The following is a 25,113-nucleotide window of genomic DNA, read 5'->3' as shown; positions in this document are numbered from 1 at the left end:
GGGTGCTCGATCACCGGGCGCGCGGCGACGGTCAACCCGATCCGGCCATCGGCCGGGGCGGGCGGTAGCCTACCGGCGAGCGGCGTCCAGGGCCGTCCGTTTGCTACCACCAGGAGTCGTCATGCCGGGCCGCAACTATTCCTTCGAAGTCACCCGCACCAGCAGTGCACCCCCGGCGACGGTGTTCCGGCTGGTGGCCGACGGCGCCAACTGGTCGCAGTGGGCCAAGCCGATCGTCGTGCACTCGAGTTGGGCGCGCCAGGGCGACCCGGCGCCCGGTGGCATCGGGGCCGTCCGCAAGGTGGGCATGTGGCCCGTCTACGTGCAGGAGGAAACCGTCGCCTACGAGCCGGATCGTCGCCACGCCTACAAGCTGGTGGGCCCGCGCACCCCGGCCCAGGATTACGGCGGCGAGGTGGTCCTGACGCCGAATGCGGCGGGCGGGACCGACATCCGCTGGACCGGTTCGTTCACCGAAGGCGTCCGCGGGACGGGTCCGCTGATGCGCGCCGCCATGGGTGGAGCGGTCCGGTTCTTCGCGGGCCGGCTGGTGAAGGCGGCCGAGCGGGAATCCCGCGCCGGGCGCTGACCGTCCCGCACCCGCATGACGGCCGCGTGAAGCGGCCGCCACGCTTCGATTCACGAATCACGGGTTGTTGAACTGGTTTTCGTACGTTTGTTGTTGCTGCATGTCTTGATTGAACTGCTGCTGGGCCTGCTCGTTCTGCTGTTCGGCCTGTTGGATGGATTGCTGTAGCTGCTGCTGCAGTTGATCGTCGCCGTCATCGGTCGCGAAACCGCCGGTGAGACCGGGTGAACCGGCGGCGTCCGTCAGGCGCACCGAACCCCAACCCGGCACGATCGCCGGTGTAGCCGCGTCGTACAGCGCGAGTACGGCCAGGGTGGCAGCAATTCCGAAGACGCGGGTGATCGCGGGGCCAAGGGTGTCGGTGGTCATTCTCCAGGTATGCGCCGCGTCTTTAGCTGCCCACTGGGAGGCGGCTGTCGTCTCGGTATGAAGCCTCGCAATGAGCCGCTATCTGGACTCGACCTCGTCCTGATACTTCTTGGTCATGTGCGCGACGGCGTCCAGCTGCGACTGCGCCAGGTTCTCCCGGGCCTGGCCGGCGCGCGCGGCGGCGTCCAGCGTCGGCTGCGCCTGGCCCTGGAAGTGCGGCATCACCTCGGCGGCGAACAACTCGGCGGACCGTCGGGTGGCGGCCGGGTTGGCCCACTCGTGACCCATCTGCAGCATGCAGCCGAATCCACCGGACTGGTCCCAGAGCCGCTGCACCTGTTCGCGCGCCCGCTCCGGCGTGCCGATCACGCCCGCGCCGTTCTCGTTGATGACGTCGATCATTTCGTCGAGCTGCTCTCCCGGCATCGTCATCTGCGGGAACGCCGCCACCTTCTGGAAGTACCGGAACCACGGCTCGATGCCGAACTTGACCTCCTCGCGGGCCTGCTTCTCGGTCTCGGCCAGGTGGAACAAACCGACCAGGCTCCAGTTCTTGCGGTCGACCTGCGTGCCGAAGGCCGCGGCGCGCTCCTCGACAATGCCCCAGTGGTAGGACAGCGCGTTGAAACCCTCGACGGTCAACGTCGCCCCGATGGACAGCAGGCCGATGCCGTGCTTACCCGCCAACCGCGCGCCCGTCGGTGAGGCGACCGCCGCGACCGACAGCGGGATGCCGCCGTCGGTGTACGGGGCGAGCTGCAGCTTGGCATCGTAGAGCTGATGGGTGGCGGTCTTGGCGCTGACCGTCTCGCCCGCCAGCAGCCGCACCACGATGTCGAGATTGGTCTCCAGCAGCTCACGCGTATCGGTCGGGGTGAGTCCGATCATGGACGAGTCGCTGGGCAGCGAGCCCGGCCCGACGCCGCCGATGATGCGGCCGTGCGTGAGGTGATCCAGCAGCATCAGCCGGTCGGCGACCCACAGCGGATTGTGATACGACAGCGAGATGACACCCGTGCCGAACCGGATTCGCTTCGCGCGTTCGGCGGCGGCGGCGATGAAAATCTCTGGGGAGCTGATGATTTCGCTACCCGCCGAGTGGTGTTCGCCCAACCAGACTTCGTCGAAGCCCAGCGCGTCGAGATGCTCGACGAAGGCGAGATCGCGTTGCAGGGCCAGCGTCGGATTGGTGCCCGCGCGGTGGAACGGGGCGATGAAGTATCCGAACCGCAGCTTCGACATTGAAGTCCCCTTGCATCCGAGTTGGCAGAACCATAACTCGGAATGCGGCTTGGGCCCTAGGTCCAGACAAGGGTTCAGCCGATGGGGCCAGGTGATCCCGGCCCCACCGGCTAGGGAGCAAGTCTTGGTGTTTGCGCTTTAGCGCCGGCTCATCGGGTGATCAGAAACCGCCGCAGACGTTGCCGACGCAACCGCCGCCACCGCCCGGTCCGCCGCCACCACCGCCCACGCCCGGAATGCTGCCGCCGCCCCCGCCGGGACCGCCGCCACCGGTCGGGCCGCCGGGCACGCCGCCGCCACCGCCACCGGGACCGCCGCCACCGGTCGGGCCGCCGGGCACGCCGCCGCCACCGCCATTAGGGCCACCGCCGCCGGTCGGGCCGCCCGGCTCACCGCCGCCGCCACCGGGTGCGGTGGAGGGCGCCACGCTGGAGGACGGTGTAGTCGTCGGGGTCGTGGTGCTGCTGCTGGGGCCGCCCTTATGTCCGCCACCGCAGGCGACCGATAACACGAGCATCGCCGCACCGCCGAACAGTGCGACCGCCGTCCTCGGTCCAGATCTCATCAGATCCCCCATCTCCACATGCGCCACTTCGCGCCGCCCACTTTTTCTTACCCAGCGGCCTCGCCGCGCAAACAGATTCGGGCGGCGAAATCGTGCCGGACGAAAATGGCCCATCACGCAGGTGTGATGGGCCATCGCGAACAGCGGTCGGCTAGCAGTTCGATCCTACGATGCAGGCCGCGAGCGTGCCGATATGCACGCCGGGGACGGTCGTGCCGGGCTGCGGCATCGCGACGCTGGCTGGCGGATGCGTCGCCGCCGTCGCTGCGTTGCCGGTTTGGCTAACGCCCACGGCACCGAATTCGACCGCCAGAACAACCGCTACCGCACCACCGAACACCGCGATCGCCTTGTTGATTGGGGTCCCCATCAGGCGCTCCTCTCTGTTCCGGGGCGTTTGTTAAATCTGAGCGCACGTTTGTTACTAGCTAAATCCTACACCTGTGCAACTGTGCGCAGGGTAAATTTTTGGCATCGTGTCGCACGGCGAACCGGGGCACGTCGAATGCGCGGGTGGCGGGAGCGGCCCGCGCCGGGCTCGGGCGGCGCGCTGGTGCACGTCGACGCTGGATGATGACTCCGTTAGCGGCGGCCGCATCGGTCGATCGGGCGGCCGCCGTCGGGTGGCTGGCTAATCTTCCTTGGTGATCAGCTTGCGCAGCGCGACCCGGTCGGGCTGCAGCAGTTCGGCGATGCGGGGCCGGTTCACCTCGGCGACGATGATCTCGCCGACCTCCTGGTAGACCTCGCTGAAGATGCCGTGCGACTTCATCTTCGACGTCTGATACTGGTTGTCCTCGGTCGGCGTCACATAGATCACCGCGTCGGCCTTGAAGCGGTGCACCAGCCAGAGGTGGATCAACGTCATCAGTCGCTTCTGCCGCAGCTTCTCGGCGAAGGTGTTCTGGTCGCGGACCTGAAGGATGCTGCGGCCGTGCCGGTCCTTGATCGGGTCGACGACGACGTTGGCCAACTGCTCGTCGTCGTTGCCGTAAATCCCGAGTTCCAGCACGTCCGAGCCGGCCCGGCGGGGCCGCAGCTGCACGCGCAGCTTCTCGCCCAGGCTGTAGTTCTCGCTCCACATCGCCAGCCACTCCTCGAGCAGCTTCTTCGGCACCTCGGTCTGTACCAGGTGCTGGTGCTGGGTCGATCCCTCGCCCATCGCCTTGGTGGTCGCGGTGCGACCCGATGAGGCGGTCAGCGCCGCGTCGCTGCGCGGCCCGCCGACCAGGGTTTGCGGTGTGCGGTAAGGGGATTCGACCAGACGCATCTTGCGCTGCAGGCGGGCCAGCGCCAGCATGCCGTCCTGTTGCAGCGAGGTGGCGAACTCTTCGGCCGCGACGCCATCGATCTGGTGGCCGCCGTAGGTGATGAAGTTGAAGACGAAGCCCATCTTGCCCAGTTCCTCGGGGAACTGCTTCATCTGCTCGTCGGTCATGCCGGTGGTGTCCCAGTTGAACGACGGCGACAGGTTGTAGGCCAGCATCTGGTCGGGGAACTCGGCGTGGATGGCGTCGGCGAACTGCTTGGCGTCGGCCAGGTCGGCGGTCTTGGTCTCCATCCAGAGGATGTCGGCAAACGGCGCAGCAGCCAGTGACTTCGCGATGGCGTACGGGATGCCGCCGCGGATCTGGTAGTAGCCCTCAGGGGTCTTCGACAGCTCGCAGTCCCAACCCGGGTCGACGCCCAATTCCTTCGCCTTGGTCTTGGCCGAGTACAAGGAAGCGCGTGCCGCGAACGCCCGCCACTCGTCCACGCTCATGTCGGCCGGCTCGCCCTCGCTCGCATCGAATTCGAGCACCTCGGCCACGGCCTCGCCGTAGGTCATCAGCCCGGCATCGTCCTCCCAGGCCGCCACGAACCGCGACTCGACCTGGTCGAACAGGTCGTCGATCGACTTTTGACCGTTCTCGCGCCAGGTGTTGACCGCGTCGGAGATGACGCCCTGGATGCCCTGGCGCTCCAGCCAGGCGCCGGCCTCGGCGTACTCCCCATCGGGCAGCGCATAGAGAAGGTGACCGTTGAGGTCTTTGACGCCCAGCTCGTAGAAGCGACGCACCATCGCCAGGAAACAGGACTTGTACGACGGGATGTTGAGGTTGGTGGCGCCGAGCAGGAACGGCTGATCGCGCTCGTCGGCCCGGCTGTCGAGCAGGTTGGCCGCCTCGGCATCGGTGCGGGCGACGATGATGCCCGGCACCTTCATGATGTCGAGCTGGAAGCGCGCGGCGTTGAGGCGTTTGATCTGCTCGTCCGACGGCACCAGCACCTTGCCGCCCTGGTGGCCGCACTTCTTGGTGCCGGGACGCTGATCCTCGATGTGGTACCCCGGGACCCCGACCTCGACGAACCGGCGGATGAGGTTGCGCACGTGCGGGTCACCACCGTGGCCGGTGTCCGCGTCGGCGATGATGAACGGCCGGTAGTCGTATTCGGTGGCGGTCGCCCGCTGCTGCTCACTCATGTTCAGGCGCAGGTACTGCTGGTTGCGGTCGGCGGTCAGCAGCGCGCGCACCAGCACCGCGGCGTCGTCGGGCACCTGGCTCAGCGGGTAGCTGGCGAGGTCGGGGCCGGGATCCTCGGTGGTGGAACCCTTGGCCGACGTCGCCCAACCACCGAGGTAGATCCCCTCGATGCCCATCCGCTTCATCGCGACGGCCTGGCCGGGCGAGTACGGACCGAACGTGGTGATGCTCTTCTTCTCGGCGAACAGCTCGCGCAGCCGCTCATAGAACGCGGCCGCCGCGTTGCGGGCGACGGTGTAATCGGTGGGGATGGTGCCGCGTTGCTCTGCTACCTGGCGGGCCGTGAAGAGGCGCGTGATGCGAGAGAAGCGCGGGTCGTCGAAGTATTGCTGCGTGGCAGCGACCTCGTCGTCAAACGATGGCCGGACTTGCGTGTCCTTATCAATGATCGCCATGTCTTCGCTCCTTCGCGCGCATGATTCCACTGAACGTGAGTCTATCCCCGGAAACGGCGGTTCAATCAGGGCTCGAACGACTTGAGCCAAAACTGTTGCCCCGCCATGTACTTGCGAGAGCTTTTCGGTGGCGGACTCGTGACCGGCGTGAACCACCGGATGGCTGAGGACGTTGGGACAGCGAGGCACCGCGGCGCGGTGCGGTTTCAACGCCTTGGGAGACAATACCTTTCGATACGGTATCGATCACGGGGCCGCCGCACGACGGGCCAGCCAGTCTCGCTGGCGCCGGACGAATCTTGCGTCGACGACGCTGCCATGGCCGGGGACGTAGATCGCCGTGGGCCCACCGACCGCCAGTAGCCGATCCAGGGTCGTGGGCCAGGCCGCGATATCGGAGTCGGCGTCGATCGCGGGGTCGCCGGACTGCTCCACCAAGTCACCGGTGAACACCACGGTCGGATCGCCGCCTTCCGTTGCGGGCACGACCACCACCAAGTCCGACGCGGTGTGGCCCCGGCCGAGGTGGGCGATCGTCACCGCCCGGTCCCCCAGGTCGATGACGGCGTCGTGACCTCCACCGCGCGGGGGCCGCAGAGCCGCGATCGCCGCGTCCACTTCCGCGGGGTCGCCGCCATGACGCAGCGCGTCCTGGCGCAGGTCGCCGGTTGACGAGGAAAGGTATTCGACCACCTCGGGGGCGCAGAAAACCTTCGCCCCGGCGAACAGCGACGCACCGAGTACGTGGTCAAAGTGCTTGTGCGTCAACACGATATGGGTCACCGGGCGCCCGGCAAGCAGCCGGACGTCGGCGTCGATCGCGGCGGCCTCGGTGAGCGTGGTCCCGGTGTCGACGAGCAATGCGCCGGTGCGGCCCCACACCAGCCCGACGGTCACGTCGCAGAACGGAAGCCGGCAGCGACGCGCGGTGGCGGTCAACCGTTCCCAGGCGAGTTGCACAGCCTCCGAAGGTAGCCGCCCCGGCAAGCGGTCGCCGCCCGCTTCTTATGTCGGACATGGTTGACATGTCGGAAATTCCCGACGTATGTTGGCGGACGTGCACAGCGTCGATCGCGTCTTCCTCGCCCTGGCCAATCCGGTGCGGCGCGAACTGCTGGAGATCCTCGCCGCCCAACCGCTATCGGCGGGAGAACTCAGCGATCGCTTCGAGCTCAGCCGCCCCGCCGTCGCCGAGCACCTCAAGGTGCTGCGTGACGCGGGACTGGTCGCCGACCGGCCGCAGGGGCGTCATCGCATTTACCGCCTGACCGCCGAGCCGTTGGCAGACCTCGGCGACTGGCTGCATCCCTTCGAGAAGTTCTGGCGCGGCCGACTGGCCAAGCTCGCCGAGGTAGCACAGGAGCTGGAATGACCGAAACGTCACGGCCCGCGACGGTCCGGGTCGATCAATTCGTCGCGGCGCCACCGGCCACCGTGTGGCGATTGCTCACCGAACCCGCGCTGATAAAGCTCTGGTGGGCCGAGGGGCAGGTGGCCGCGGTGGTGGGACACCAGTTCACGCTCGACATGCCGGGTTATGGCAAGCAGCCCTGCACGGTGCTCGAGGTCGACGCACCGCACCGGTTCGTCTACACGTTCACCGCGGCCTGGACGCTGACCTGGCGGTTGGAAGCCGAAGGCGACGGCACCCGAGTCTTCTTGGAACACAGCGGCTTTGACCTCGGCGACGGCCGCATGGCCCGGGCGTTCGAGCGCATGGGGCCGGGATGGCGCGACGTCGTCCTGCCCCGACTCGCCCAGCTCGGCGCCCAGACGACTCGCTAGACCCCACCGTGGGACTGGTTTCGGGGCAGACCGCTCGGGCTATCACCCCGGAATGGCTATCACCGATTCCCGCGAAGTCGTCATCGAGGCGACGCCCGACGAAATCATGGAGGTGCTGTTCGACCTCGAGTCGTTGACCGAGTGGTCGTCGGCGCACAAGAAGGTCGAGGTACTTGAACGTGACGACCAGAACCATCCGAGGCGATCCAGACAGGTCGTCAAGCTCGTCGGCGTCAGCGACGAACAGGAGCTCGCCTACACCGTTCACGACGACGGCGTCGGCTGGACGTTGGTCAGCTCCAAACAGCAACGCGCTCAAGAGGGTCGGTACACGCTGACCCCCGAGGGGGATGGCACCCGGGTCCGTTTCGAGCTCACGGTCGACCTGGTGGCGCCCGTCCCCGGATTTCTGGTCAAGAAGGGGGCCAAGAGCCTGATGGACACCGCCACCGAGGGACTGCGCAAGCGGGTCCTCGAAGTCGAGCAGCGCGGCAAGTAGCTTGGCCTCGCGCGGGTGAAATTGGGCCCTTCCCGAGTGTGGGCGCGCGAGTCAGACTGGTAGTCATGGAACCTACGCCGGCGGGAAGGCCGCACCGAATCGCAGCGATCATCGGTGTGCTGGCGATGGCGCCGACGCTGGCCGGCTGCGGCGGCCACGGCGATGGCCACATGACGACGTCGTCGGCGCCGAAGATCACCACCCTCGGTCGCACGGCGCCGCGCGCGCCCGCCGACGGACCGCTGACCATCGGCAGTCCCGCTTTCGCCGACGGGGCCCCGATCCCGGTGCAGTACACCTGCAAGGGCGCCGACATCGCGCCGCCGTTGGCGTGGTCGGCGCCGCTGGGTGCGGCCCTGGTGGTCGACGACCCCGACGCCGTCAATGGGCTGTACGTCCACTGGGTCGTCGTCGGAATCCCGCCTGGTTCCGGAAGCACCGCCGATGGTCAGACCCCGGCCGGGGCGACCGCGCTGCCCAACACGGCCGGCCAGCCGGCGTACAAGGGGCCCTGTCCCCCGGCGGGAACCGGTACGCATCACTACCGGTTCACCCTCTATCAGCTGCCCAACGACTATCAGCTGCCCGCCGGCCTGGCCGGGGTGCAGGCGGCGCAGACTATCGGCGGCGCCGCGACCGCGCAGGCTCAGCTCACCGCGGTCTTCGGCGGCTGATCGGGCCCGTCACGACGCATCGTCGAGAACCTGATAGGCGGCGTTGTAACCGGGAGTGAACGTGATGCCGGGCCCGCCGTGGCATCCGGCGCTGGCGAGATAGAGACCGTCGATTTCGATGGGCATGTCGACAAAGCCCTTCGGGCCGGGCCGGTTCGGGCCCATCAGGTCGGGGTGGAGCAGTCCGTGGCAGAAGTCGCCCGAGGGCGCGCCGAACATGGTGTTCATGTGGTAGGGCGCGAAGGTGATGTGGCGGATCACGATGTCCTTGAAGTTCGGCGCCAATCGGGTGATCTTGTCGATAACCCGTTGCGCCATCGCGTTTTTGAGATGGCCATGCTGGTCGCGGGCGACTTCGACCGGAAACGCGTAAGCGAATGCGCTGGCCGCGTGCTTGCCGGGCGGCGCCATGCTGGAATTGTGCACCGACGGGATCTGCATGCCCATCGACGGGTTGTCCGGAATGACGCCCCGGCGGCAGTTTTCCCAGTGCAGCTGTTGCTCCTCGGGTGACCCGAAGATTCCGACCGACTGTTGCATGCCTTCCTCATTGAGGAACTCATAGGGCGGGGCGAATTCGGGCAGCCCGTCCAGCGCGAAGTGGATCTGCACGAACGAGGCCCGGTGATCGCGGCCGGAAACACGCGAGACCAGTTGTGCGGGAACGTGTTCGGGCGCGATCAGCTCGGTTGTTCCGGCGATCTCGCCGACGACGTCACCGCGAGTCTGGATCTGGTGCGCTCCGGCCTGGCGCCGCTGGCCTGACGGCACCCCCGACCGAAGCCGTCACTGGTTTGCCGCGGCGTCCACGGCCGCCTCGATGAAGCGCCGCAGCACGGGGCCGTTGGCCCGCTTCACAAACGCCAACGCGACGGGAATGTCGGGCGCGCCCCGCAGCGCGACGAACCGCACGCCGGGGTGGATGTTGCGCCTGATCGCAACGTCGGGAATGACCCCGATGCCGCGGTCGGCCGCGACGGATTCGATCCACTCGTCGAAATTCTTTGTCTCGACTATGGTTTCCGGCCCATCCCCCGCCGGCCACGACCAGGGCCCGGTGGTACCACTGGCCGTGTTGACCACCAGCGGCCAGCGTGGCACCTCGGCCCAGTCCAGCTTCGCCCGCTTGGCCAGGGGCGAATGCACCGAACACACCGCCACCCGGGGCTCATCGAAAAGGTGCACGATTCGAACGGCGGTCGAGGTCACGTGGCCGCGCACCAGGGCGATGTCCACCCGGCCCTGCTGGACCGCCCCGAGTGCGTCGTCGGTGCGGATCAGGCTGACGGTGGTCCGGGTGGTCCGCTCGAACCGCGCGACGGTGTCCTGCGCCCACGGGTCGGGCAGCAGCCAGCTGAATCCGAGGCGGATGCTCGCTTGTTGCCGGACGGCGTCGACCCCACGCCCCAGCTCGGCCAGGACCCGCTCGACGTGACCGAGGAAGACCCGCCCGGCCGGGGTGGTCGCCACATGGCGCGAACTGCGGTCTAGCAGCGACGCTTCGAGCGCGTCTTCGAGCTGTTTGATGGTTCGGCTCAGCGCGGGCTGGGTGATGCTGAGCTCCTGCGCGGCCAGCGTGAACGATTCGAGGCGGGCCACCGCTTCGAACGCCCGGAGGTGACGCAACTCGACTCGCCCGGACTGCACCGCGTCCATGCTCGATGAGCATAGATCCTTCACACAAGGCATTTCACGCGGGATTCCCGAAGACCTAACGTCGGTTGCACTGGGAGCGCAATCCGCGCTGTTGTTCGCAGGAGGAAAAATGCCGCTGTTGTACATCGACCTCATCGAGGGTCGTACGCCCTCGGAGGTTCGCGCCCTGCTGGACGCGATCCACGACACGGTCGTCGAGGCGTTCGGCGTTCCGCCGCGGGATCGTTACCAGGTGGTGCATACCCACCCGGCACATGAAATCGTCACGCTGGACACCGGTCTGGGCATCGATCGGTCGTCTCGCCAGGTGATCTTGCACGTGGTAAGCCGACGGCGGCCGCGCGAGCTCAAGCAGAAGTTCTACGAACTGCTGGCGTCGCGCCTCGCCGACCGGTGCGGGCTCGACCCCGCCGACCTGATCGTCTCGGTCACCGAAAACGACGACGAGGACTGGTCTTTCGGCCACGGGAGGGCCCAGTTCCTCACCGGTGAACTCAAGTGAGCGCCGCCACGGGGTTGCCGACACGCCTGACCGACCTGTTCGGGATCGAGCACCCGATCCTGCTCGCGCCGATGGCCCTGGTCTCCGGGGGCCGGCTGGCGGCGGCGGTGACACGGGCGGGCGGACTGGGGCTCATCGGTGGGGGCTATCCCGACGCCGAATGGCTGCAGACGCAGATCGACCGGGCCGCCGGCGCCCGGGTCGGATACGGGTTCATCACCTGGAGCCTGGCCCGCAATCCGGGGGTGCTCGACGTCGCGCTGGAAAGGGATCCGGCGGCCGTGATGCTGTCGTTCGGCGAGTTGGCGCCCTTCGCCGATCGCATCCATGCGGCCGGCGTTCCGCTGATCGCGCAGGTGCAGAACCTAGATCAGGCCCGTCGCGCGCTCGATGCCGGTGCGGAAGTCATCGTGGCGCAGGGCGGCGAGGCCGGCGGGCACGGCATGAGCGTGCGGTCGACCTTCACCCTGGTGCCCGAGGTCGTCGACTTCGTGGCGGACCGCTCTCCGGCCACGTTGGTGGCGGCCGCGGGTGGCGTAGGCGATGGCCGCGGATTGGCCGCCGCGCTCGCGTTGGGCGCCGACGGCGCCGTAGTCGGTACCCGGTTCTGGGCGACGCCGGAAGCGCTCGTCTCACCCCAAGCGCAGCGGCGCGCAGTGGCGGCCGGCGGTGACGACACCGTGCGCACCCGGGTCTACGACGTCGTGCGCCGCCTCGATTGGCCCACCGGATACACCGTGCGGGCCCTGAACAACGCCTTCCTGGACACCTGGCACGGCAACGAGGCCGAGCTGTCGGCGCGGCTGCCCGAAGCGATCGACGCCTACGAAAAAGCGGTAGCCGCAGAGGATTTCGATACCGCCGCCATCCTCACCGGCGAAGGGGTGGGGCGCGTCCGCGAGGTTCGGCCCGCCGCGGAGATCGTCACCGAGATGGTCGGTGACGCCAACCGCATCCTCAACCGCGACCCCGCGCCCTAGACAGCCGAGCGACGAGTCTGGTTTGCTCAGCTGGCTAGCTTGTTTCCGCCTTGTCTGCGCGGGCAGGAGTGCGCGATGGCCCGTATCAACGTCCCGGATGGCCCCGGCGGTGAAGCCGCCATGATCGACGACTGTGTCGCCGCATCCGCCAGTTGTCCGGGATACCCTGCGCGCCAACGCCTTTGCATCGACAAGTCCTGCGCCATCGACCTCTGATCACCCATCGGAAAGGAACCCATGGACATCGCCACCGTCGACGAGCTGCTGAGCACCACACGGTCGGTCCGCAGACGCCTCGACCTGACCCGCCCGGTCGGTCGTGACGTGATCCTGGAGTGCATCCAGCTGGCGATGCAGGCGCCCACGGCGAGCAACACGCAAAACTGGCGCTGGCTGGTCATCACCGACGCGGACAAGCGCGCCGCGATCGCCGAGATCTACCGCAGCATCGGCGCCCAGTACCTGGCCTACGCGGCCGACAACGCGACCGACGCCCAAACGCAGCGGGTGTACCAGAGCGCGATGAGCCTGACCGAGACGCTGGCGGAGGTGCCCGTGCACGTCATCCCCTGCCTCACCGAGCGCATCGACACCGCGGAACCGGGCATCGCCGCGGCGGCCTGGGCATCCATCATCCCCGCGGGGTGGAGTTTTCTGCTGGCGCTGCGCTCGCGCGGGCTGGGATCGGTGTGGACGACGATGCATCTGTTCAAGGAGAAGGAGGTCGCCGAACTGCTCGGCATCCCGCCGACCGTCACGCAGGCGGCGCTGTTCCCCGTCGCCTACACGATCGGCACCGACTTCCGGCCGGCCAAGCGGCCGCCCGCGGAGACCATCACGTACTGGGACACCTGGGAACGGCCCGTCGGAGCCAGCTGATGCAGTCCTACACCGTGCGATTCCACGTCGATGCGCCGCCGCGCAAAGTGTGGCGGGTGCTGCATCCGCCGGCCCCACCGAACGCCCCGCGGCCGCGGGTGCTCGAGTGGCCCAACGGCAGCATGGAAATCCTCAACGAGGGCAACGAAGCCGGCGAGGGCCTGGTCCGGACCTGCATCTTCGAAGTGCCCAAATACCTGCTGTCCGGCGGTAGGGCGCGATCCTGGGAAACCGTGACCGAGGCCGAGCTCAACAAGCTGTCGCGCTACGTCGCCGTTGGCGCCCCGCTGTGGTCGCGGGCCGAGGGATATCACCGGCTCGAAGAGCAGCCGGACGGCACCACCGTGCTGACCTTCCACGAGACGTACCACGCCTACAACCCGGTGCTGCGCTTCTTTCTCGAACGCCCGGTGCACGCGAAGATCTCCCGCGACAACCTCGCGACCTACGAGCACGCGCTCGGCTACGCGGGCCGGGTCCGGCGGCTGGATTAGCCGTTCTTTGCCACTCCGCAGATTTCACAACGATATGAATTAGGTTGTCCGCCCCGGTACCCTCGATCTCTATGGGTGGAGTACCTGCTGCGGCGAGGGTGGTCGCTGCGAGTCTGATGGTCGCGGGCTGGGCCGCGTCCACGGTCGTCGCCAGCGCCGATCCGGACGAGACGCGGGGGCCGGCGCCCGGGCCGGCACCTTCGGCGTCGCCGTCGCCGGCCGCGTCCCCGGGGGCCTCGCCCGCGCCGGCGGAACCGAAGACGTCCATCGACAAGGACGGCATCTACGCGGTGGGTAGCGACATCGTGCCGGGCATATACAGCTCCGGGGGTCCCGTCGGCGACGGCACCTGCTACTGGAAGCGGACCGGCAACCCCGACGGCAACATCATCGACAACGCCATGTCCAAGAAGCCCCAGGTCGTGCAGATCGATCCGGGCGACAAAGCGTTCAAGACCTCGGGCTGCCAGCCCTGGCAGCTGACGCCGGACGCCGCGGTGCCGTCGAGCGCGCCGCCCGCGGGTGTGCAGGGCACGCTCGGCATCCTCAACAGCCTGCTGGGCGGGGGTGCCCAGCGGGCGCCGTCGGCCTCGCCGGCCCCCCAGGCCCCGGCGGCTTCACCCGCCTCGCCGGCCCCGCAAGCGCCGGCGGCTTCCCCCGCTTCGCCGGCCCCGCAGGGCGCGCATTCCTGATCGACCCTGATCGACCCTCGGCCCGTTCCGCGGCCGGGCCGTTTTCGTTACCGTGGCGCCGTGGCACCTTCGCAGCAGATTGTCGTCGTCGGCGCCGGCGTCAGCGGGCTGACGTCGGCCATCTGTTTGGCCGAGGCCGGCTGGCCGGTACGGGTATGGGCGGCCGCCACGCGCAAGCAGACGACCTCGGCGGTGGCCGGCGCCGTCTGGCTCCCCCCACGACCCGCCGATCGCGCAGCCGAGACGCTGGAGTGGACCGAGCGCTCGCTGCGGGTGTTCACCGATCTTGCCGACGATCCCGACTCCGGGGTCCAGCTGGCGCCGGCGCTGGCCGCCGGTGACCTGACCGCGACCGAGGCGATGTCATCGGCGGCGGCGGCGTTGATTCCCGACCTGCGGCCGGCCGACCCGGCCGATCTCCCCGAGGGCTCCCGCACCGGGTTTCGCGCGACCCTGCCCATGATCGACATGCCGCACTATCTCGACTACCTGACCCGACGGCTGGCGTCGGCCGGCGGCGAAATCGAGGAGCATCCCGTGCGGACGCTCGACGAGGCCGCCGACGCCGCCGAAATCGTCGTCAACTGCGCCGGGCTGGCCGCCGGCGCGCTGGTCGGCGACGACACCATGCAGCCATTGTTCGGCCAGCACGTGGTGCTCACCAATCCCGGTCTGCGGCAATTGTTTGTGGAAACCGACGGCGGCCCGGACTGGACCTGCTACTTCCCCCATCCGCAACGGGTGGTCTGCGGCGGCGTCAGCATCCCCGGGCGCTGGGACACCGCGGCCGACCCCGACGTGACGCAACGCATCCTGCGGCGCTGTCGCCGCGTCGAGCCGCGCCTGAACGACGCCGAGGTGATCGAGGTGATCACCGGCCTGCGTCCCGACCGTCCTTCGGTGCGGGTGGAAGCCGAGCCGCTGGGGCGGGCGCGGTGCATCCACAATTACGGGCACGGCGGCAACGGCGTCACCTTGTCCTGGGGTTGCGCGGGCGATGTGGTGAACCTGGCCAATGACGGCTAGCGCCGGGCGCCGGTACGCCGAATCACCAAGGACAGCAACCAACTAACGATCGACAGTACGATCGCGGCCCAGATCGCGGTCCACCAGAAGTGATCGATCTGCAATCCCCAGTGCGTGGTGTGCTCGGTGATCCGCGCGGTGATCCACAGCATCAGCGCATTGACGACGACATGGAACAGGCCGAGCGTCAGGATGTACAGCGGGATCGACAGGATCTGGACGATCGGCTTGATGAACGCGTTGACCAACCCGAAGATCACGGCGACGACGAAGATGATGCCGACGCGTTCCAGCTTCGTGTCCCCGCCCACGAAGCTAAGGCCGTGCACGAAAAGGGTGACGATCCACAGCGCCAGGCCGGTCAACGCGGCGCGCAACAGAAATGGGCCCATGGTCGCAAATCCTGCCACCCGTCGGGGCCGGGAGTAAGCGGCGCAGCTCAGTTCAGATTGTAGAAGCGCTGCGCGTTCAAGCCGCCGATCTTTTCCCGCGAGTCCTCACTGAGGTCGGTTCGCGTGCGCAGGTGTTTGGTGCTCTCCGGCCACTCACCGTCCCAGTGCGGGTAGTCGCTGGCGAACATGATGAAATCGTCGCCCAACACGTCGATCACGCCGGGCAGGATCGGTTCCTCCGGCTCGCACGTCACCCAGATGTTGCCCGCGGCCAGATAGTCGTGCGGATCGCGGCGCCAGCCGCCCTTGACCCAGTCGCCGCGCTTTTCGAAATGCTCGTGCAGTCGGTCGATGAAGAACGGGACCCAGCCCGCGCCGGCCTCGAGGAAGGCGACCCGCAACTCGGGGTGGCGCTCGAAGACGCCGCCGGAGACCATCGCGGTCATCGCCGTCATCTGATCGAAGGGGAAGCTGACGCAGTGCACCTGAATGTAATTCGTGAAACGGTCCACACCGATCTTGGGCAGGTGAATGCCCGGGGCGCCGTGCACCCCCAACGGCATGCCGAGCTCGACGGCGGCGGCGTAGAACGGATCGAGGTCGGGGTGGTCGAGGTTGCGGCTCTTGAGCGCCGGCGGCACCAAGGTGGCAACCAGCCCGAGCTCTTTGGCCTCCGTCATGACGTCGACGGCGACGCGGCCGTGCTCGATCGGTGTGACGGCGACGCCGCGCAACCGGCCACCCGATGAGGCGCAGTAGTCCGCGATCCACTGGTTGTACAGCCTCGAGAATCCCGCGGCGAACTCCGGGTCCTCGAGGCTGGGCGCGCACAACCCCATGCTGGGATACAGCACCATCGTGTCGATGTGGTCGCGATCGGCGTCCCCCAGCACGCCCTCGGGTGAGCGGCAGTTGATGTCGGGCGCCCTACTGATCCCGTGTTCGGGCGGGCAACCCGCGCCCGGACCCGTGTCCTCGGGGTAGTTGCGGCCCTCGAGCGTCAATCCCGGCCGGCCGTCGGTGCTGGGCCTGACGTGCTGCGGCCATCGTTTGATCGCTTCGATTGCCAGCGAGGAATTCTCGGCCACGTGTCCGTCGGCGTCGATGATCCGCATGTATCCGGAACTTACTCTCGCGGTCCACATGGTGAAACAACTCGCGCCGGCGCGCTGGGTAAGCCACGATGCTGACGTGACCACACCACGCCCTCGTCAGAAGTTGACCGCCGATCAGCGAAACTCCTTCATCGCGGCGCTACTGGGCTGGACGATGGACGCCTTCGATTACTTCATCGTGGTGCTCGTCTACGCCGACATCGCCAAGACGTTCCATCACAGCAAGGCCGAGGTCGCGTTCGTCACCACGGCCACCCTCATCATGCGGCCCGTCGGCGCGCTGCTGTTCGGCCTCTGGGCCGACCGCGTCGGCAGGAGGCTGCCGCTGATGGTCGACGTGATGTTCTATTCCGTGGTCGGCTTCCTGTGCGCATTCGCCCCCAATTTCACCGTGCTGGTCATCCTGCGATTGCTGTACGGCATCGGCATGGGCGGCGAATGGGGGCTGGGCGCCGCGCTCGCCATGGAGAAGGTTCCCGTCGAGCGGCGCGGGTTCTTTTCCGGGCTGCTGCAGGAGGGGTACGCGTTCGGCTACCTGCTGGCCAGCGTCGCTTCGCTGGTGGTGATCGACTGGATCGGGCTGTCGTGGCGGTGGCTGTTCGGTCTGAGCATCGTCCCCGCGTTGATCAGCCTGGTCATCCGCTACCGCGTGGAGGAGTCCGAGGTGTGGGAAGCCGCCCAGGATCAGATGAAGCTCACCAGCACCCGGATCCGCGACGTGCTGCGCAGCGGCGCCATCATCCGTCGGTTCATCTACCTGGTGCTGCTGATGACGGCCTTCAACTGGATGAGCCACGGCACGCAGGACGTCTATCCCACCTTCCTGGGGGCGCACGCCAATCAGGGCGCCGGTCTGTCCAGCACGACGGTCAAGTGGATCGTGGTGGTCTACAACGTCGGCGCCATCGTCGGGGGCCTGGTCTTCGGCACGCTGTCGCAGCGCTTCAGCCGCCGCTACACCGTCGTCTTCTGTGCGATCCTGGCGCTGCCCATCGTCCCGTTGTTCGCGTACTCGCGCAGCGCCGCGATGCTGTGCCTGGGTTCGTTTTTGATGCAGCTCTTCGTGCAGGGCGCGTGGGGCGTGATTCCCGCGCATCTCACCGAGATGTCGCCGGACGCCATCCGCGGCCTCTATCCCGGGGTGACCTATCAGCTGGGCAACCTGCTGGCGGCGTTCAACCTACCGATCCAGGAACGCCTCGCCGAATCGCACGGCTATCCGTTCGCGTTGGCGGCCACGATCGTGCCGGTGCTGATCGCGGTGGCGGGGCTGACGCTGATCGGAAAGGACGCCACCGGAATCCGGTTCGGCACCACCGAAAGCGCTTTCCTGGCAAGCGAAGTGACGTGACGTGACGCTAGCCGCTGTTGTCCAGTAGGCGTCGCAGCAAGTGCATGGCCACCGTGGTCGAGCGCTCCCGGATATCCGAGCGGTTGCCGGGTAGCCGCAGTGTGCGGGTATCGGTCCGGCCGGCGGCCGTCACGCTGAAGCAGACTGTGCCCACCGGCTTTTCCTCGGTCCCCCCGCCCGGGCCCGCGATTCCGGTGATCGCGATCGCGGTGTCGGCGCCGAAGCGTTGCAACGCACCCGCGGCCATCGCCTCGGCGACCGGCTCGGACACCGCGCCGTGCGCGTCGATCAGCGCGGGGTCGACGCCGAGCAGCTCCACCTTCGCCTCGTTCGAGTAGGACACGACGCCGCCGGCCACGTAATCCGACGACCCGGGCCGGTCGGTCAGCCGCGCGGCCAGCAGGCCCGCGGTGCAGGACTCCGCCGTCGCGATCCGATGGCCGGCCAGCAGCTGGGCCACCAGATCGTCGACGCGCGAACCGTCCTCGGAGTACAGCTGATGCCCGTGCCGCTCGCGCAGCAGCTTGGTCAATTGCGCGTACGCGTCCGCGGCGTCCGGCTCGTAGCGGGTGACCATCTCGATCTCGCCGCGCCGCAGGCAGGTGGTGATCTCCAGTTGTTCGAAGCCGGGCACGGCCGTTTCGGCGTCGCGCAGCGTTTCGGCCAGTCCCGACTCCGGCAGCCCGAACATGCGCAGCATCTCCTGCCGATAGACGGTCCGGCCGGCGATCGCCTCCTGCGCGGCGGGCGTCTCGATGGCCGTGTGCCACATCGGCTGCAGCTCGCGCGGCGGACCCGGCAGCACGATCACCGTCGGCTTGCCGGGCACCACGACGCCGGGAGCGGTCCCCACCGGGTCGAGCACCTGCGCCCCGGCCGGCACCATGGCTTGCTTGCGATTGGCTGCCCGCAGCGACTCGAAAGTGCCGGGATCCAAGGCGGATTGGAACGCGGGATTGCGGCCCATCAGCTTCTTGAGGATGTTGGCGATCTTCTCCTCGACCTCGGCGTCCAACACCAACTCGCGCTCGCAGAAGCGCGCGACCACCTCGACGGTCATGTCGTCGGCCGTCGGCCCCAGGCCCCCGCTGGTGACGATCAGGTCCACGCCCTGGTCGGCCAGGAACCTCAGCTGCGCTTCGATGTCGGCCGGCCGGTCACCGCAGATGGTGATGTGGCCCAGCTCGACGCCCAGCTCCAAGAGGCGATCGGCGATCCAGGGGCCGTTCGCATCTTGAACCCGACCGGTCAGGACCTCGGTTCCGGTGACAACGATTCCTGCGCGTGTGCTCACCGCCCCGAGCCTACGCATCGGCTCCGAGGACGTTCGTCCGGAAGCCTAACGGCTCAGGTCGGTACAGCTAGCCCTCGGAAAGGTAACGCTCGACGGTGGCGACCTTCTGCGTCATCGCGTCGGTCGTCCCGGCGCGCCAGTCCGCCTTGATCACCGTGCTGACCCTGGGCGCCCGGGCGGCCACCGCCTCGACCGCACGCTGCACCACGGCCATGACCTCCGCCCAGGTTTCGCCTTCGATGACGGTGAACATCGCATCCGTCTTGTTGGGCAGCCCGGAATCGCGCACCACCCGAACCGCTTCGGCGACGATCTCACCGACCCCCTCGCCCACCCCCATCGGGGTGACGGAAAACGCGACGAGCACAGACATTCATCGAGCGTACCCAAGATCCGCGGGGCCGGTCTGGCACCATCGAGGCCCATGCGGGTGTTGGTGCAACGGGTTTCGTCGGCAACGGTCTCGGTGGACGGCGCGGTGGTGGGCGCGATCCGGCCGGCTGGTCAGGGCCTGTTGGCATTCGTCGGTGTCACCCACGGCGACGACGGCGACAAGGCGCGACGGCTCGCTGAGAAGCTCTGGCAGCTAAGGATTCTCACCGACGAACGCTCCGCGGCCGATGTCAACGCGCCCATCCTGGTCGTGAGTCAGTTCACGCTGTACGCCGACACCGCCAAGGGTCGCCGCCCGTCGTGGAACGCGGCCGCTCCAGGAGCGGTCGCCGAGCCGCTGGTGACGGAGTTCGCCGAGGCGTTACGGCGGTCGGGCGCCGAGGTGCAGACCGGGGTGTTCGGGGCGAACATGCAGGTCGAGTTGGTGAACGACGGTCCGGTGACGGTGCTCTTGGAGCTGTGAGCCCGCCCCCACGGGTACCGTGGACCCGGCGGCTTGTCGTCGCCGGCGCCGACGGGAGGGCAACCATGAGCACGACACCCGAATTCGGGTCACTCCGTTCCGACGACGACAACTGGGACATCGTCAGCAGCGTGGGGTACACGGCGCTGCTCGTCGCGGGATGGCGAGCGCTGCACGCCGTGAGCCCGCGGCCGCTGGTGCGCGACGAATACGCGAAAGTCTTCATTGCCGCCTCGCAGGACCCGTATCTGGCGAGTGTGCTTGCCAACCCCGGTACCTCCGACGACGAGACGGCCTTCCCGCGCCTCTACGGAGTCCAGACCCGCTTCTTCGACGACTTCTTCGAGGCCGCGGCAGCCGCGGGCATCCGGCAAGCGGTGATCGTTGCCGCCGGCCTGGATTCTCGGGCGTATCGGCTCCAATGGCCGCAAGACACAAGGGTTTTCGAAGTCGATCTCCCGAAAGTCCTCGAATTCAAGGCCCGCGTCCTCGGCGAACAGGGCGCGACCCCGAAGGCCCGTCGCGTCGAGGTCGCCGCCGATCTGCGTACCGACTGGTCACGGCCGTTGGAAGCGGCCGGGTTCGACGTGGAGACCCCGAGCGCCTGGTCGGTGGAGGGGGTGCTCCCCTACCTCACCGACGAGGCGCAACACGCGCTTTTCACCCGGATCAGCGGGCTCAGCGCGCCGGGCAGCCGGATCGCCATCGGCGCGCTGGGATCGCGACTGGACCACGACCAGCTCCACGCCCTGGAGGCGAGCCACCCCGGGGTGAATGTGTCCGGCAATGTGGACTTTTCGGCCCTGACCTATGAACCCCAGTCTGACCCCGCGGAGTGGCTCGCGGCCCACGATTGGGCCGTCGAACCCGTCCGCAACACGCTCGACCTACAGGCCGGCTACGGCATGACCCCGCCTGACGTCGACGTCAAGATCGACAGCTTCATGCGGTCCCAATACATCACGGCGACCCGCTGACCACCTAGGGTTTCAGCAGGATCTTCACGTCGTCGCCCGAACGCGACTCCGCCGTCGCGTAGCCCTTGGCCGCCTCGTCCAACGGCATTGTGGTGGTGAAGATCCCGTCGACGTCGAGCCGGCCCGATTGCAGCAACGGAATCAGTTCCGGCCAGGTGCGCTGCACCGGTGCAGTGGTGAACCGCACCGTCGTGCTGCGGATCAGGCAGCCCAGCGCGTTGAGGGGAAACGGATTCATGTCGTGCACGCCGACCACCGAGACTGTGCCGCCGGGCCGGACGGCGTTGATCGCCTCGGTCAGGGAGGCGTCCGTCGCGACGGCGTCGATCACCGCGTCGGCGCCACGGCCGCCGGTGGCGGCCAGGATCGCCTCGAGCGCGGGCGCCTGCACCGGCGTCGCGCCCCACTGGGCGGCCCGCTGTAGCCGGCCTTCGACCTGATCGACCGCGTAAACCGTTGCGGCACCTTGAAACAGCGCGCTGCGCAGCGAGCACAGGCCGACCGCGCCCAGGCCGATCACTGCCACCGTGCCGCCGAAGGGAATGTCGGCCCGCTGCGCCGCGGCCCAGCCGGTGGCCAGGTTGTCGGTGAGCAGCAGTGCCTGTTCGGTGCTGATGCCCTCGGGCATCTTCAGCAGCTGGAAATCCGCGGCGGGCACGGCGAGCAGGTCGGCCTGCGCGCCGCCGAGCACGCCGCCGCCGAAGATCTGAAATCCGGAGTGACACATCACCGGATCGCGGGTGGCGCAGCCCGCGCACGCGCCGCAACCGGTGACCGACGAGACCATCACCTGATCGCCGACCTTGACGTCGCGCACCTGCGGCCCGGCTTCCACGACGGTGCCGACCGCTTCGTGGCCGAGCGCGATCGGGTCGGGCATCGGAAAGTCGGCCTCATAGAAGTGCAGGTCGGATCCGCAGATGCCCGCGGCGCTCACCTCGACGACCGCTCCGTCGGGCCCCGGAAGCGCCGGATCGGGGCGGGTGTCCACCCGAATGCTGCGGGGCCCGTCGACGACTACGGTGCGCATATTGACGTGCTCACTTTCCCTGTCGCGCCGAATCTTTCGTTCGGACTACAAACTGTGACCAATCGGGCTCGCGCACCGCCGACCAGTATTCGTTGAGACGCCATGGGCTCACCGTGTGGATCTCCCCGTCGGCGTTCTTGAAATACGAATGCTTGACCGCCGGATGCGACCACACCATCTTCTTGATCTGGGTCTGCGTCCGCCGGTGCCAATCGGTGGCGGCCTCGGGTTTCGGTTCGAGCGAATGCACGCCGGTTTCGGCCAGTCGGGCCAGGCACTGGTCGATGTAACGCATTTGCAGCTCCGACTGAAATATGAGGCTGCCGCCATGGGCCAGATGAGTTCCCGGGCCGTAGACGATGAAGAAGTTCGGGAACTCCGGCACCGTGATGCCGAGGTAGGCGTATGGCCGGTTCCCCCACATCTCATGCAGATCGGTGCCGTTTCGGCCGGTGACCTTCAGCGGCCAGAGCACGTCGGTGTGCCGAAACCCGGTGGCGTACACGATGACGTCGACGTCATGAGCCACACCGTCGCCTGTGACGATGCCGTTTGGCGTAATCTTGTCGATGGGTGTGCGGACCAATTCGACGTTGTCGCGCTGCAGCGTTCGCAGCCAACTGCCGTTGTCCTGCAAGGTGCGTTTGCCGCAGGCGGGATAGTCCGGCATCACCTTGGCCAGCAACTCGGAATCCTCGCTCACCTGACTGGTGATCCACTGCGAGAACATCATCTGGGCGGCGGCGTTGATGTCGCTGACGGCGTGCTCCTGGTCGGCGTAACCCGGGTCACCCTCGGCCGCGTCGAGACCCTTGTCGGAGCCGGGCCAGAGCACCAGGAAGCGATACCACCTGCCGTAGAACGGAAGATGGCGCATCGCCCAGCGCACCCCGTCGCCGACCTCGTCGTGATACATCGGGTTCGGGAACATCCACTGCGCGGTCCGCTGAAACACGGTGAGGTGCTCCACGTCCTCGGCGATCGCGGGGGCGATCTGGAATCCGCTGGCGCCGGCGCCGACGAGCGCGACCCGCTTGCCGTTGAGATCTACCGAATGATCCCAGGCCGCCGAGTGAAATGACGGCCCCGCGAAGGTGTCCGCGCCGGCGAACTCGGGGATGTTCGGACGGTTCAGCTGCCCGACCGCGGTGATGAGCGCGCGGGCGCGCACGGTGGTCGCCCGACCGTCGGACGAGCGCAGCGAAACGCTCCACGCGCCGTCGTCGTCATTCCATTCGGCCGCGAGAACCTCGGTCCGCCAACGCACATGGTCTGCCAGGCCGTGTTTGTCGATGACCTTGGTGAAATAGTCTTGCAGCTCGTATTGCTCGGCGAAGAAATGCGTCCAGTCGTTGTTGGGCTCGAAGCTGTAGCAATAGAAATGGTTCGCCACATCCACCCGAGCGCCGGGATAGCTGTTCTCCCACCAGGTTCCGCCGGGGCCCGCGTTCTTCTCGATGATGGTGAACGGGATGTTGGCCTGCTTGAGGCGCACGCCGGCCAGGATGCCCGATTCGCCGCATCCCACGACCAGGACCGGAAGTTCGGCGGTGCGCTCGGCGGGCAATGTGGCGGGCCGGCGAGGGTCGACGCCGTCGAGGTCGAGCTCTTCGGAGATCAGCGACAAGTAGTCGTCGGGCACGTGTTCGCAAGCCGCCCAGTCCATCATCTCCCTGATGAGTTCGGGGCTCAGCGGCTGCGGTTCGGGGCAACCGCGGTCGCGATACTCGGTGATGACCGACAGCGCCTCGGCGCGCGCCCGCGCCTTGTCGTCCTCTGACATGAACCCCTGGACCTCGTTGAGAAAGATGCCCATCTGCTTGAAGTCGCGGATGAACCGTGGCTCGCCGGTGATGTGGACGAGCGAGAGCAACAGCGTGGGAATGCTGACATCCTCTAGCGCGGCGGCGATCTCGGGTGTGGATGTGGTGAAGGGATCGCCGGCGTAGCGGCTGCGCATCACGGGAGATCCTCTCGGTGGCTTGGTAGCCAATTACGCTACCCATAGTTTCGTAATTGGCAGGACTACGCTACCCGGTCGCTCGGCGCGGGATCAAGACGTTCGCAGCTCCGGATCGTCGCCGCTAGGGATCGTCGTCGTCCTCGTCCGCGAGGATTTCTTCGGGGTGATGGAAGGTGTTGGTCCGCGGTTGGCCGCGGTCGAGGTGTGGTGGGGGGATCCATTCGGTGTCGCCGTTGGCGCGTTTTTGGGTGGTCCAGCCCTTCTCGAGGAGGCGGTGGTGGGGTCCGCAGGCCAGGGTGAGTTGGTCGATGTCGGTGCGGTGAGTCTTGACCCAGTCTTGGACGTGGATGCTCCTATGCAGCGTCAAGTGTGTCGAGTGATGGGTTGAGGTCGGCTTGGAGGGCTCGGTAGAGCTCGCGCACGACGGCTCGTTTGAGGCAGCGGATGACTTCTTTTTTGGATTTGCCTTGTTCGGTTCGTCGGTGAAGGTAGCGCTTGGTGGGTTCGTGCCATCGCATTCGGTTGATGATGATGAGGTGGATCGCGCTGTTTGCGTCGCGGTCTCCGCCGCGGTGGAGGCGATGTCGGGTGGTGTTGCCGCTGCTGGCGGGGATGGGCGCGACGCCGCAGAGTCGAGCTAGTGATGCTTCGGATTTGAGCCGTTCGATGTTTTGGCCGGCTGTGGTGAGGATCTGGCCGGCTGCTTCGGTGCCGACGCCGTTGATGGCCAAGAGGTTTGGGGTATTGCGGGTGAGGAGATCGTCGAGTTCTTGGTTGGCTTCGGTGATTTCGTCGTCGAGCATCTGGATGCGTTTTGCCAGGCGGCGCAGCATGCGGCGGGCGTTGATGGTGGGGTCGTCGAGGGCGGCGTCTTTGGGGATGCGTAGTTGTGCGCAACGGAGCACTAACGCGGCCCGGTCATAGCCAGATAACTTCGCGCGCAGTCGTTCGGGCGCGCATCCCAGCAGACCGTGGATCTGATTGAGGGCGGATCGGCGTGCTTTGACCGCGCTGCGGCGGGTGGCGCGTATTTGTCGGACGGCTTCGACGTAGCCCTGGCGGGCTTTGGGTGTGGTGGTCGCGGACTCGCTTAAGACGGCCCGTGCGGCGTTGATGGCGTCTATTGGGTCGGATTTTCCCTGTCGGCGCCGGTCCTGGCGATTAGGTCGTGATACCTCGATCACGGTGATCTCGTGAGCCTGCAGGTAGCGTTGCAGTCCTGCGCCGTAGGAGCCGGTCCCTTCGAGTCCTGCTTTGATGACG

Annotated in this window: 27 protein-coding genes and 4 pseudogenes; 15 read left to right on the top strand and 16 right to left on the bottom strand. The window is 67.5% G+C overall.

Annotated features, from left to right (window positions below; genetic code table 11):
* Positions 1-121: 121 nt before the first annotated feature.
* Positions 122-589 (top strand): SRPBCC family protein, encoded by a 468-nt coding sequence (locus A5622_RS03525; protein ID WP_066863270.1) that lies wholly within the window; start codon positions 122-124, stop codon positions 587-589.
* Positions 590-646: 57 nt separating this feature from the next.
* Here the strand turns inward: A5622_RS03525 and A5622_RS03520 are convergent, their stop codons facing one another.
* The 6 genes from A5622_RS03520 to A5622_RS03495 form a co-directional block, all read right to left on the bottom strand.
* The gene (locus A5622_RS03520) at positions 647-958 is read right to left on the bottom strand and encodes a hypothetical protein (protein ID WP_066876697.1); all 312 of its coding nucleotides are present in this window, start codon (positions 956-958) and stop codon (positions 647-649) included.
* Positions 959-1,036: 78 nt separating this feature from the next.
* A complete protein-coding gene (locus tag A5622_RS03515; RefSeq protein WP_066876696.1) occupies positions 1,037-2,200 on the bottom strand; it encodes an LLM class flavin-dependent oxidoreductase in 1,164 nt (387 codons plus the stop codon).
* Positions 2,201-2,360: 160 nt separating this feature from the next.
* Positions 2,361-2,765 carry a hypothetical protein gene (locus A5622_RS29985; protein ID WP_066876856.1) on the bottom strand — a complete coding sequence of 135 codons (405 nt, stop codon included), beginning with the start codon at positions 2,763-2,765 and terminating at the stop codon, positions 2,361-2,363.
* A gap of 151 nt (positions 2,766-2,916) precedes the next feature.
* Positions 2,917-3,135: a hypothetical protein gene (locus A5622_RS03505; RefSeq protein ID WP_066876694.1), complete on the bottom strand. Its 219-nt coding sequence runs from the start codon at positions 3,133-3,135 to the stop codon at positions 2,917-2,919.
* A gap of 261 nt (positions 3,136-3,396) precedes the next feature.
* Positions 3,397-5,685, bottom strand: coding sequence for an isocitrate lyase ICL2 (gene aceA, locus A5622_RS03500; RefSeq protein ID WP_066876686.1), 2,289 nt, complete (start codon positions 5,683-5,685; stop codon positions 3,397-3,399).
* Between the two features lie 246 nt (positions 5,686-5,931).
* Entirely contained in the window at positions 5,932-6,645 is a 714-nt protein-coding gene (locus A5622_RS03495; RefSeq protein ID WP_066876684.1) for an MBL fold metallo-hydrolase, read from the bottom strand.
* An 85-nt stretch (positions 6,646-6,730) separates the two neighbouring features.
* Here A5622_RS03495 and A5622_RS03490 point away from each other — a divergent pair, with 85 nt between their 5' ends.
* The 4 genes from A5622_RS03490 (at position 6,731) to A5622_RS03475 (ending at position 8,643) form a co-directional block, all read left to right on the top strand.
* The gene (locus tag A5622_RS03490) at positions 6,731-7,057 is read left to right on the top strand and encodes a helix-turn-helix transcriptional regulator (protein WP_066863289.1); all 327 of its coding nucleotides are present in this window, start codon (positions 6,731-6,733) and stop codon (positions 7,055-7,057) included.
* On the top strand, positions 7,054-7,470 hold the full coding sequence (locus A5622_RS03485; RefSeq protein WP_066876683.1) for an SRPBCC domain-containing protein: 417 nt from the start codon (positions 7,054-7,056) through the stop codon (positions 7,468-7,470). The genes A5622_RS03490 and A5622_RS03485 overlap by 4 nt, the downstream gene beginning before the upstream one ends.
* A gap of 52 nt (positions 7,471-7,522) precedes the next feature.
* Complete coding sequence (locus A5622_RS03480; RefSeq protein WP_066876681.1) at positions 7,523-7,969, top strand: SRPBCC family protein; 447 nt, start codon at positions 7,523-7,525, stop codon at positions 7,967-7,969.
* 65 nt (positions 7,970-8,034) lie between these two features.
* On the top strand, positions 8,035-8,643 hold the full coding sequence (locus A5622_RS03475) for a YbhB/YbcL family Raf kinase inhibitor-like protein (protein ID WP_066876679.1): 609 nt from the start codon (positions 8,035-8,037) through the stop codon (positions 8,641-8,643).
* Positions 8,644-8,652: 9 nt separating this feature from the next.
* Here A5622_RS03475 and A5622_RS03470 read toward each other — a convergent pair.
* Together A5622_RS03470 and A5622_RS03465 are read right to left on the bottom strand one after the other, a co-directional pair.
* A pseudogene (locus A5622_RS03470) lies at positions 8,653-9,333 on the bottom strand (phytoene desaturase family protein); the annotation flags it as partial.
* Between the two features lie 96 nt (positions 9,334-9,429).
* A complete protein-coding gene (locus tag A5622_RS03465) occupies positions 9,430-10,299 on the bottom strand; it encodes a LysR family transcriptional regulator (RefSeq protein ID WP_066876670.1) in 870 nt (289 codons plus the stop codon).
* Between the two features lie 109 nt (positions 10,300-10,408).
* Between A5622_RS03465 and A5622_RS03460 the strand changes: the two genes are divergently transcribed.
* From A5622_RS03460 to A5622_RS03435, 7 genes and pseudogenes are all read left to right on the top strand, one after another.
* Positions 10,409-10,801 carry a tautomerase family protein gene (locus A5622_RS03460; protein ID WP_066863303.1) on the top strand — a complete coding sequence of 131 codons (393 nt, stop codon included), beginning with the start codon at positions 10,409-10,411 and terminating at the stop codon, positions 10,799-10,801.
* Positions 10,798-11,781, top strand: a complete 984-nt coding sequence (locus tag A5622_RS03455; RefSeq protein WP_082972050.1) for a nitronate monooxygenase family protein — start codon at positions 10,798-10,800, stop codon at positions 11,779-11,781. Before A5622_RS03460 ends, A5622_RS03455 begins: the two co-directional genes overlap by 4 nt.
* 75 nt (positions 11,782-11,856) lie before the next feature.
* Positions 11,857-11,997 carry a hypothetical protein gene (locus tag A5622_RS28865; RefSeq protein ID WP_156752825.1) on the top strand — a complete coding sequence of 47 codons (141 nt, stop codon included), beginning with the start codon at positions 11,857-11,859 and terminating at the stop codon, positions 11,995-11,997.
* Positions 11,998-12,018: 21 nt separating this feature from the next.
* Positions 12,019-12,660, top strand: coding sequence for a nitroreductase family protein (locus tag A5622_RS03450; RefSeq protein ID WP_066876668.1), 642 nt, complete (start codon positions 12,019-12,021; stop codon positions 12,658-12,660).
* Entirely contained in the window at positions 12,660-13,154 is a 495-nt protein-coding gene (locus tag A5622_RS03445; RefSeq protein WP_066863309.1) for an SRPBCC family protein, read from the top strand. Before A5622_RS03450 ends, A5622_RS03445 begins: the two co-directional genes overlap by 1 nt.
* Before the next feature lie 38 nt (positions 13,155-13,192).
* A pseudogene (locus tag A5622_RS29520) lies at positions 13,193-13,744 on the top strand (hypothetical protein); the annotation flags it as partial.
* Between the two features lie 162 nt (positions 13,745-13,906).
* Positions 13,907-14,872 (top strand): FAD-dependent oxidoreductase, encoded by a 966-nt coding sequence (locus tag A5622_RS03435; protein WP_066876666.1) that lies wholly within the window; start codon positions 13,907-13,909, stop codon positions 14,870-14,872.
* Here the strand turns inward: A5622_RS03435 and A5622_RS03430 are convergent.
* Positions 14,869-15,264, bottom strand: coding sequence for a phage holin family protein (locus tag A5622_RS03430; protein ID WP_066876664.1), 396 nt, complete (start codon positions 15,262-15,264; stop codon positions 14,869-14,871). The two genes, A5622_RS03435 and A5622_RS03430, sit on opposite strands and share 4 nt — an antisense overlap.
* 47 nt (positions 15,265-15,311) lie before the next feature.
* A complete protein-coding gene (locus tag A5622_RS03425) occupies positions 15,312-16,379 on the bottom strand; it encodes an amidohydrolase family protein (RefSeq protein WP_066876663.1) in 1,068 nt (355 codons plus the stop codon).
* On the opposite strand from A5622_RS03425, the gene A5622_RS03420 reads away from it, so the two are divergent.
* Complete coding sequence (locus A5622_RS03420) at positions 16,378-17,730, top strand: sialate:H+ symport family MFS transporter (protein ID WP_369827447.1); 1,353 nt, start codon at positions 16,378-16,380, stop codon at positions 17,728-17,730. The two genes, A5622_RS03425 and A5622_RS03420, sit on opposite strands and share 2 nt — an antisense overlap.
* 7 nt (positions 17,731-17,737) lie before the next feature.
* On the opposite strand, the gene A5622_RS03415 is transcribed toward A5622_RS03420, so the two are convergent.
* Complete coding sequence (locus tag A5622_RS03415) at positions 17,738-19,042, bottom strand: competence/damage-inducible protein A (protein ID WP_066876660.1); 1,305 nt, start codon at positions 19,040-19,042, stop codon at positions 17,738-17,740.
* A gap of 49 nt (positions 19,043-19,091) precedes the next feature.
* The gene (locus A5622_RS03410) at positions 19,092-19,397 is read right to left on the bottom strand and encodes an MTH1187 family thiamine-binding protein (RefSeq protein WP_066863327.1); all 306 of its coding nucleotides are present in this window, start codon (positions 19,395-19,397) and stop codon (positions 19,092-19,094) included.
* Between the two features lie 51 nt (positions 19,398-19,448).
* Here A5622_RS03410 and dtd point away from each other — a divergent pair, with 51 nt between their 5' ends.
* Together dtd and A5622_RS03400 are read left to right on the top strand one after the other, a co-directional pair.
* Complete coding sequence (gene dtd, locus A5622_RS03405) at positions 19,449-19,880, top strand: D-aminoacyl-tRNA deacylase (RefSeq protein WP_066876658.1); 432 nt, start codon at positions 19,449-19,451, stop codon at positions 19,878-19,880.
* Positions 19,881-19,945: 65 nt separating this feature from the next.
* The gene (locus tag A5622_RS03400) at positions 19,946-20,857 is read left to right on the top strand and encodes an SAM-dependent methyltransferase (RefSeq protein ID WP_066876656.1); all 912 of its coding nucleotides are present in this window, start codon (positions 19,946-19,948) and stop codon (positions 20,855-20,857) included.
* Here the strand turns inward: A5622_RS03400 and A5622_RS03395 are convergent.
* The 4 genes and pseudogenes from A5622_RS03395 to A5622_RS03380 form a co-directional block, all read right to left on the bottom strand.
* A pseudogene (locus A5622_RS03395) lies at positions 20,768-21,887 on the bottom strand (alcohol dehydrogenase catalytic domain-containing protein). The gene A5622_RS03400 and the pseudogene A5622_RS03395 sit on opposite strands and share 90 nt — an antisense overlap.
* 10 nt (positions 21,888-21,897) lie before the next feature.
* Positions 21,898-23,847 carry an NAD(P)/FAD-dependent oxidoreductase gene (locus A5622_RS03390; RefSeq protein WP_066876652.1) on the bottom strand — a complete coding sequence of 650 codons (1,950 nt, stop codon included), beginning with the start codon at positions 23,845-23,847 and terminating at the stop codon, positions 21,898-21,900.
* Positions 23,848-23,971: 124 nt separating this feature from the next.
* Positions 23,972-24,196 (bottom strand): annotated as a pseudogene (locus tag A5622_RS03385) (hypothetical protein); the annotation flags it as partial.
* A gap of 7 nt (positions 24,197-24,203) precedes the next feature.
* A partial coding sequence (locus A5622_RS03380) for a transposase (RefSeq protein ID WP_066876648.1) occupies positions 24,204-25,113 on the bottom strand: 910 nt, incomplete at its 5' end.

The organism is Mycobacterium sp. 1245801.1 (assembly GCF_001673055.1).
Lineage (GTDB): Bacteria > Actinomycetota > Actinomycetes > Mycobacteriales > Mycobacteriaceae > Mycobacterium > Mycobacterium europaeum_A.
The sequence above is the reverse complement of the archived record's forward strand: the minus strand, read 5'-3'. Positions and strand labels throughout refer to the sequence as shown.

What these genes read in the sequence shown, in the direction of transcription:
- A5622_RS03410 (WP_066863327.1), bottom strand. Translation starts at nt 19,397, where the DNA reads ATGTCTGTGCTCGTCGCGTTTTCCGTCACCCCGATGGGGGTGGGCGAG.
- A5622_RS03520 (WP_066876697.1), bottom strand. Translation starts at nt 958, where the DNA reads ATGACCACCGACACCCTTGGCCCCGCGATCACCCGCGTCTTCGGAATT.
- A5622_RS03450 (WP_066876668.1), top strand. Translation starts at nt 12,019, where the DNA reads ATGGACATCGCCACCGTCGACGAGCTGCTGAGCACCACACGGTCGGTC.
- A5622_RS03415 (WP_066876660.1), bottom strand. Translation starts at nt 19,042, where the DNA reads ATGCGTAGGCTCGGGGCGGTGAGCACACGCGCAGGAATCGTTGTCACC.
- A5622_RS03430 (WP_066876664.1), bottom strand. Translation starts at nt 15,264, where the DNA reads ATGGGCCCATTTCTGTTGCGCGCCGCGTTGACCGGCCTGGCGCTGTGG.
- A5622_RS03490 (WP_066863289.1), top strand. Translation starts at nt 6,731, where the DNA reads ATGTTGGCGGACGTGCACAGCGTCGATCGCGTCTTCCTCGCCCTGGCC.
- A5622_RS28865 (WP_156752825.1), top strand. Translation starts at nt 11,857, where the DNA reads ATGGCCCGTATCAACGTCCCGGATGGCCCCGGCGGTGAAGCCGCCATG.
- A5622_RS03515 (WP_066876696.1), bottom strand. Translation starts at nt 2,200, where the DNA reads ATGTCGAAGCTGCGGTTCGGATACTTCATCGCCCCGTTCCACCGCGCG.
- A5622_RS03460 (WP_066863303.1), top strand. Translation starts at nt 10,409, where the DNA reads ATGCCGCTGTTGTACATCGACCTCATCGAGGGTCGTACGCCCTCGGAG.
- A5622_RS03425 (WP_066876663.1), bottom strand. Translation starts at nt 16,379, where the DNA reads ATGCGGATCATCGACGCCGACGGACACGTGGCCGAGAATTCCTCGCTG.
- A5622_RS03390 (WP_066876652.1), bottom strand. Translation starts at nt 23,847, where the DNA reads ATGCGCAGCCGCTACGCCGGCGATCCCTTCACCACATCCACACCCGAG.
- A5622_RS03465 (WP_066876670.1), bottom strand. Translation starts at nt 10,299, where the DNA reads ATGGACGCGGTGCAGTCCGGGCGAGTCGAGTTGCGTCACCTCCGGGCG.
- A5622_RS03475 (WP_066876679.1), top strand. Translation starts at nt 8,035, where the DNA reads ATGGAACCTACGCCGGCGGGAAGGCCGCACCGAATCGCAGCGATCATC.
- A5622_RS03485 (WP_066876683.1), top strand. Translation starts at nt 7,054, where the DNA reads ATGACCGAAACGTCACGGCCCGCGACGGTCCGGGTCGATCAATTCGTC.
- dtd (WP_066876658.1), top strand. Translation starts at nt 19,449, where the DNA reads ATGCGGGTGTTGGTGCAACGGGTTTCGTCGGCAACGGTCTCGGTGGAC.
- A5622_RS29985 (WP_066876856.1), bottom strand. Translation starts at nt 2,765, where the DNA reads ATGAGATCTGGACCGAGGACGGCGGTCGCACTGTTCGGCGGTGCGGCG.
- A5622_RS03505 (WP_066876694.1), bottom strand. Translation starts at nt 3,135, where the DNA reads ATGGGGACCCCAATCAACAAGGCGATCGCGGTGTTCGGTGGTGCGGTA.
- A5622_RS03445 (WP_066863309.1), top strand. Translation starts at nt 12,660, where the DNA reads ATGCAGTCCTACACCGTGCGATTCCACGTCGATGCGCCGCCGCGCAAA.
- A5622_RS03525 (WP_066863270.1), top strand. Translation starts at nt 122, where the DNA reads ATGCCGGGCCGCAACTATTCCTTCGAAGTCACCCGCACCAGCAGTGCA.
- A5622_RS03420 (WP_369827447.1), top strand. Translation starts at nt 16,378, where the DNA reads ATGTATCCGGAACTTACTCTCGCGGTCCACATGGTGAAACAACTCGCG.
- aceA (WP_066876686.1), bottom strand. Translation starts at nt 5,685, where the DNA reads ATGGCGATCATTGATAAGGACACGCAAGTCCGGCCATCGTTTGACGAC.
- A5622_RS03480 (WP_066876681.1), top strand. Translation starts at nt 7,523, where the DNA reads ATGGCTATCACCGATTCCCGCGAAGTCGTCATCGAGGCGACGCCCGAC.
- A5622_RS03400 (WP_066876656.1), top strand. Translation starts at nt 19,946, where the DNA reads ATGAGCACGACACCCGAATTCGGGTCACTCCGTTCCGACGACGACAAC.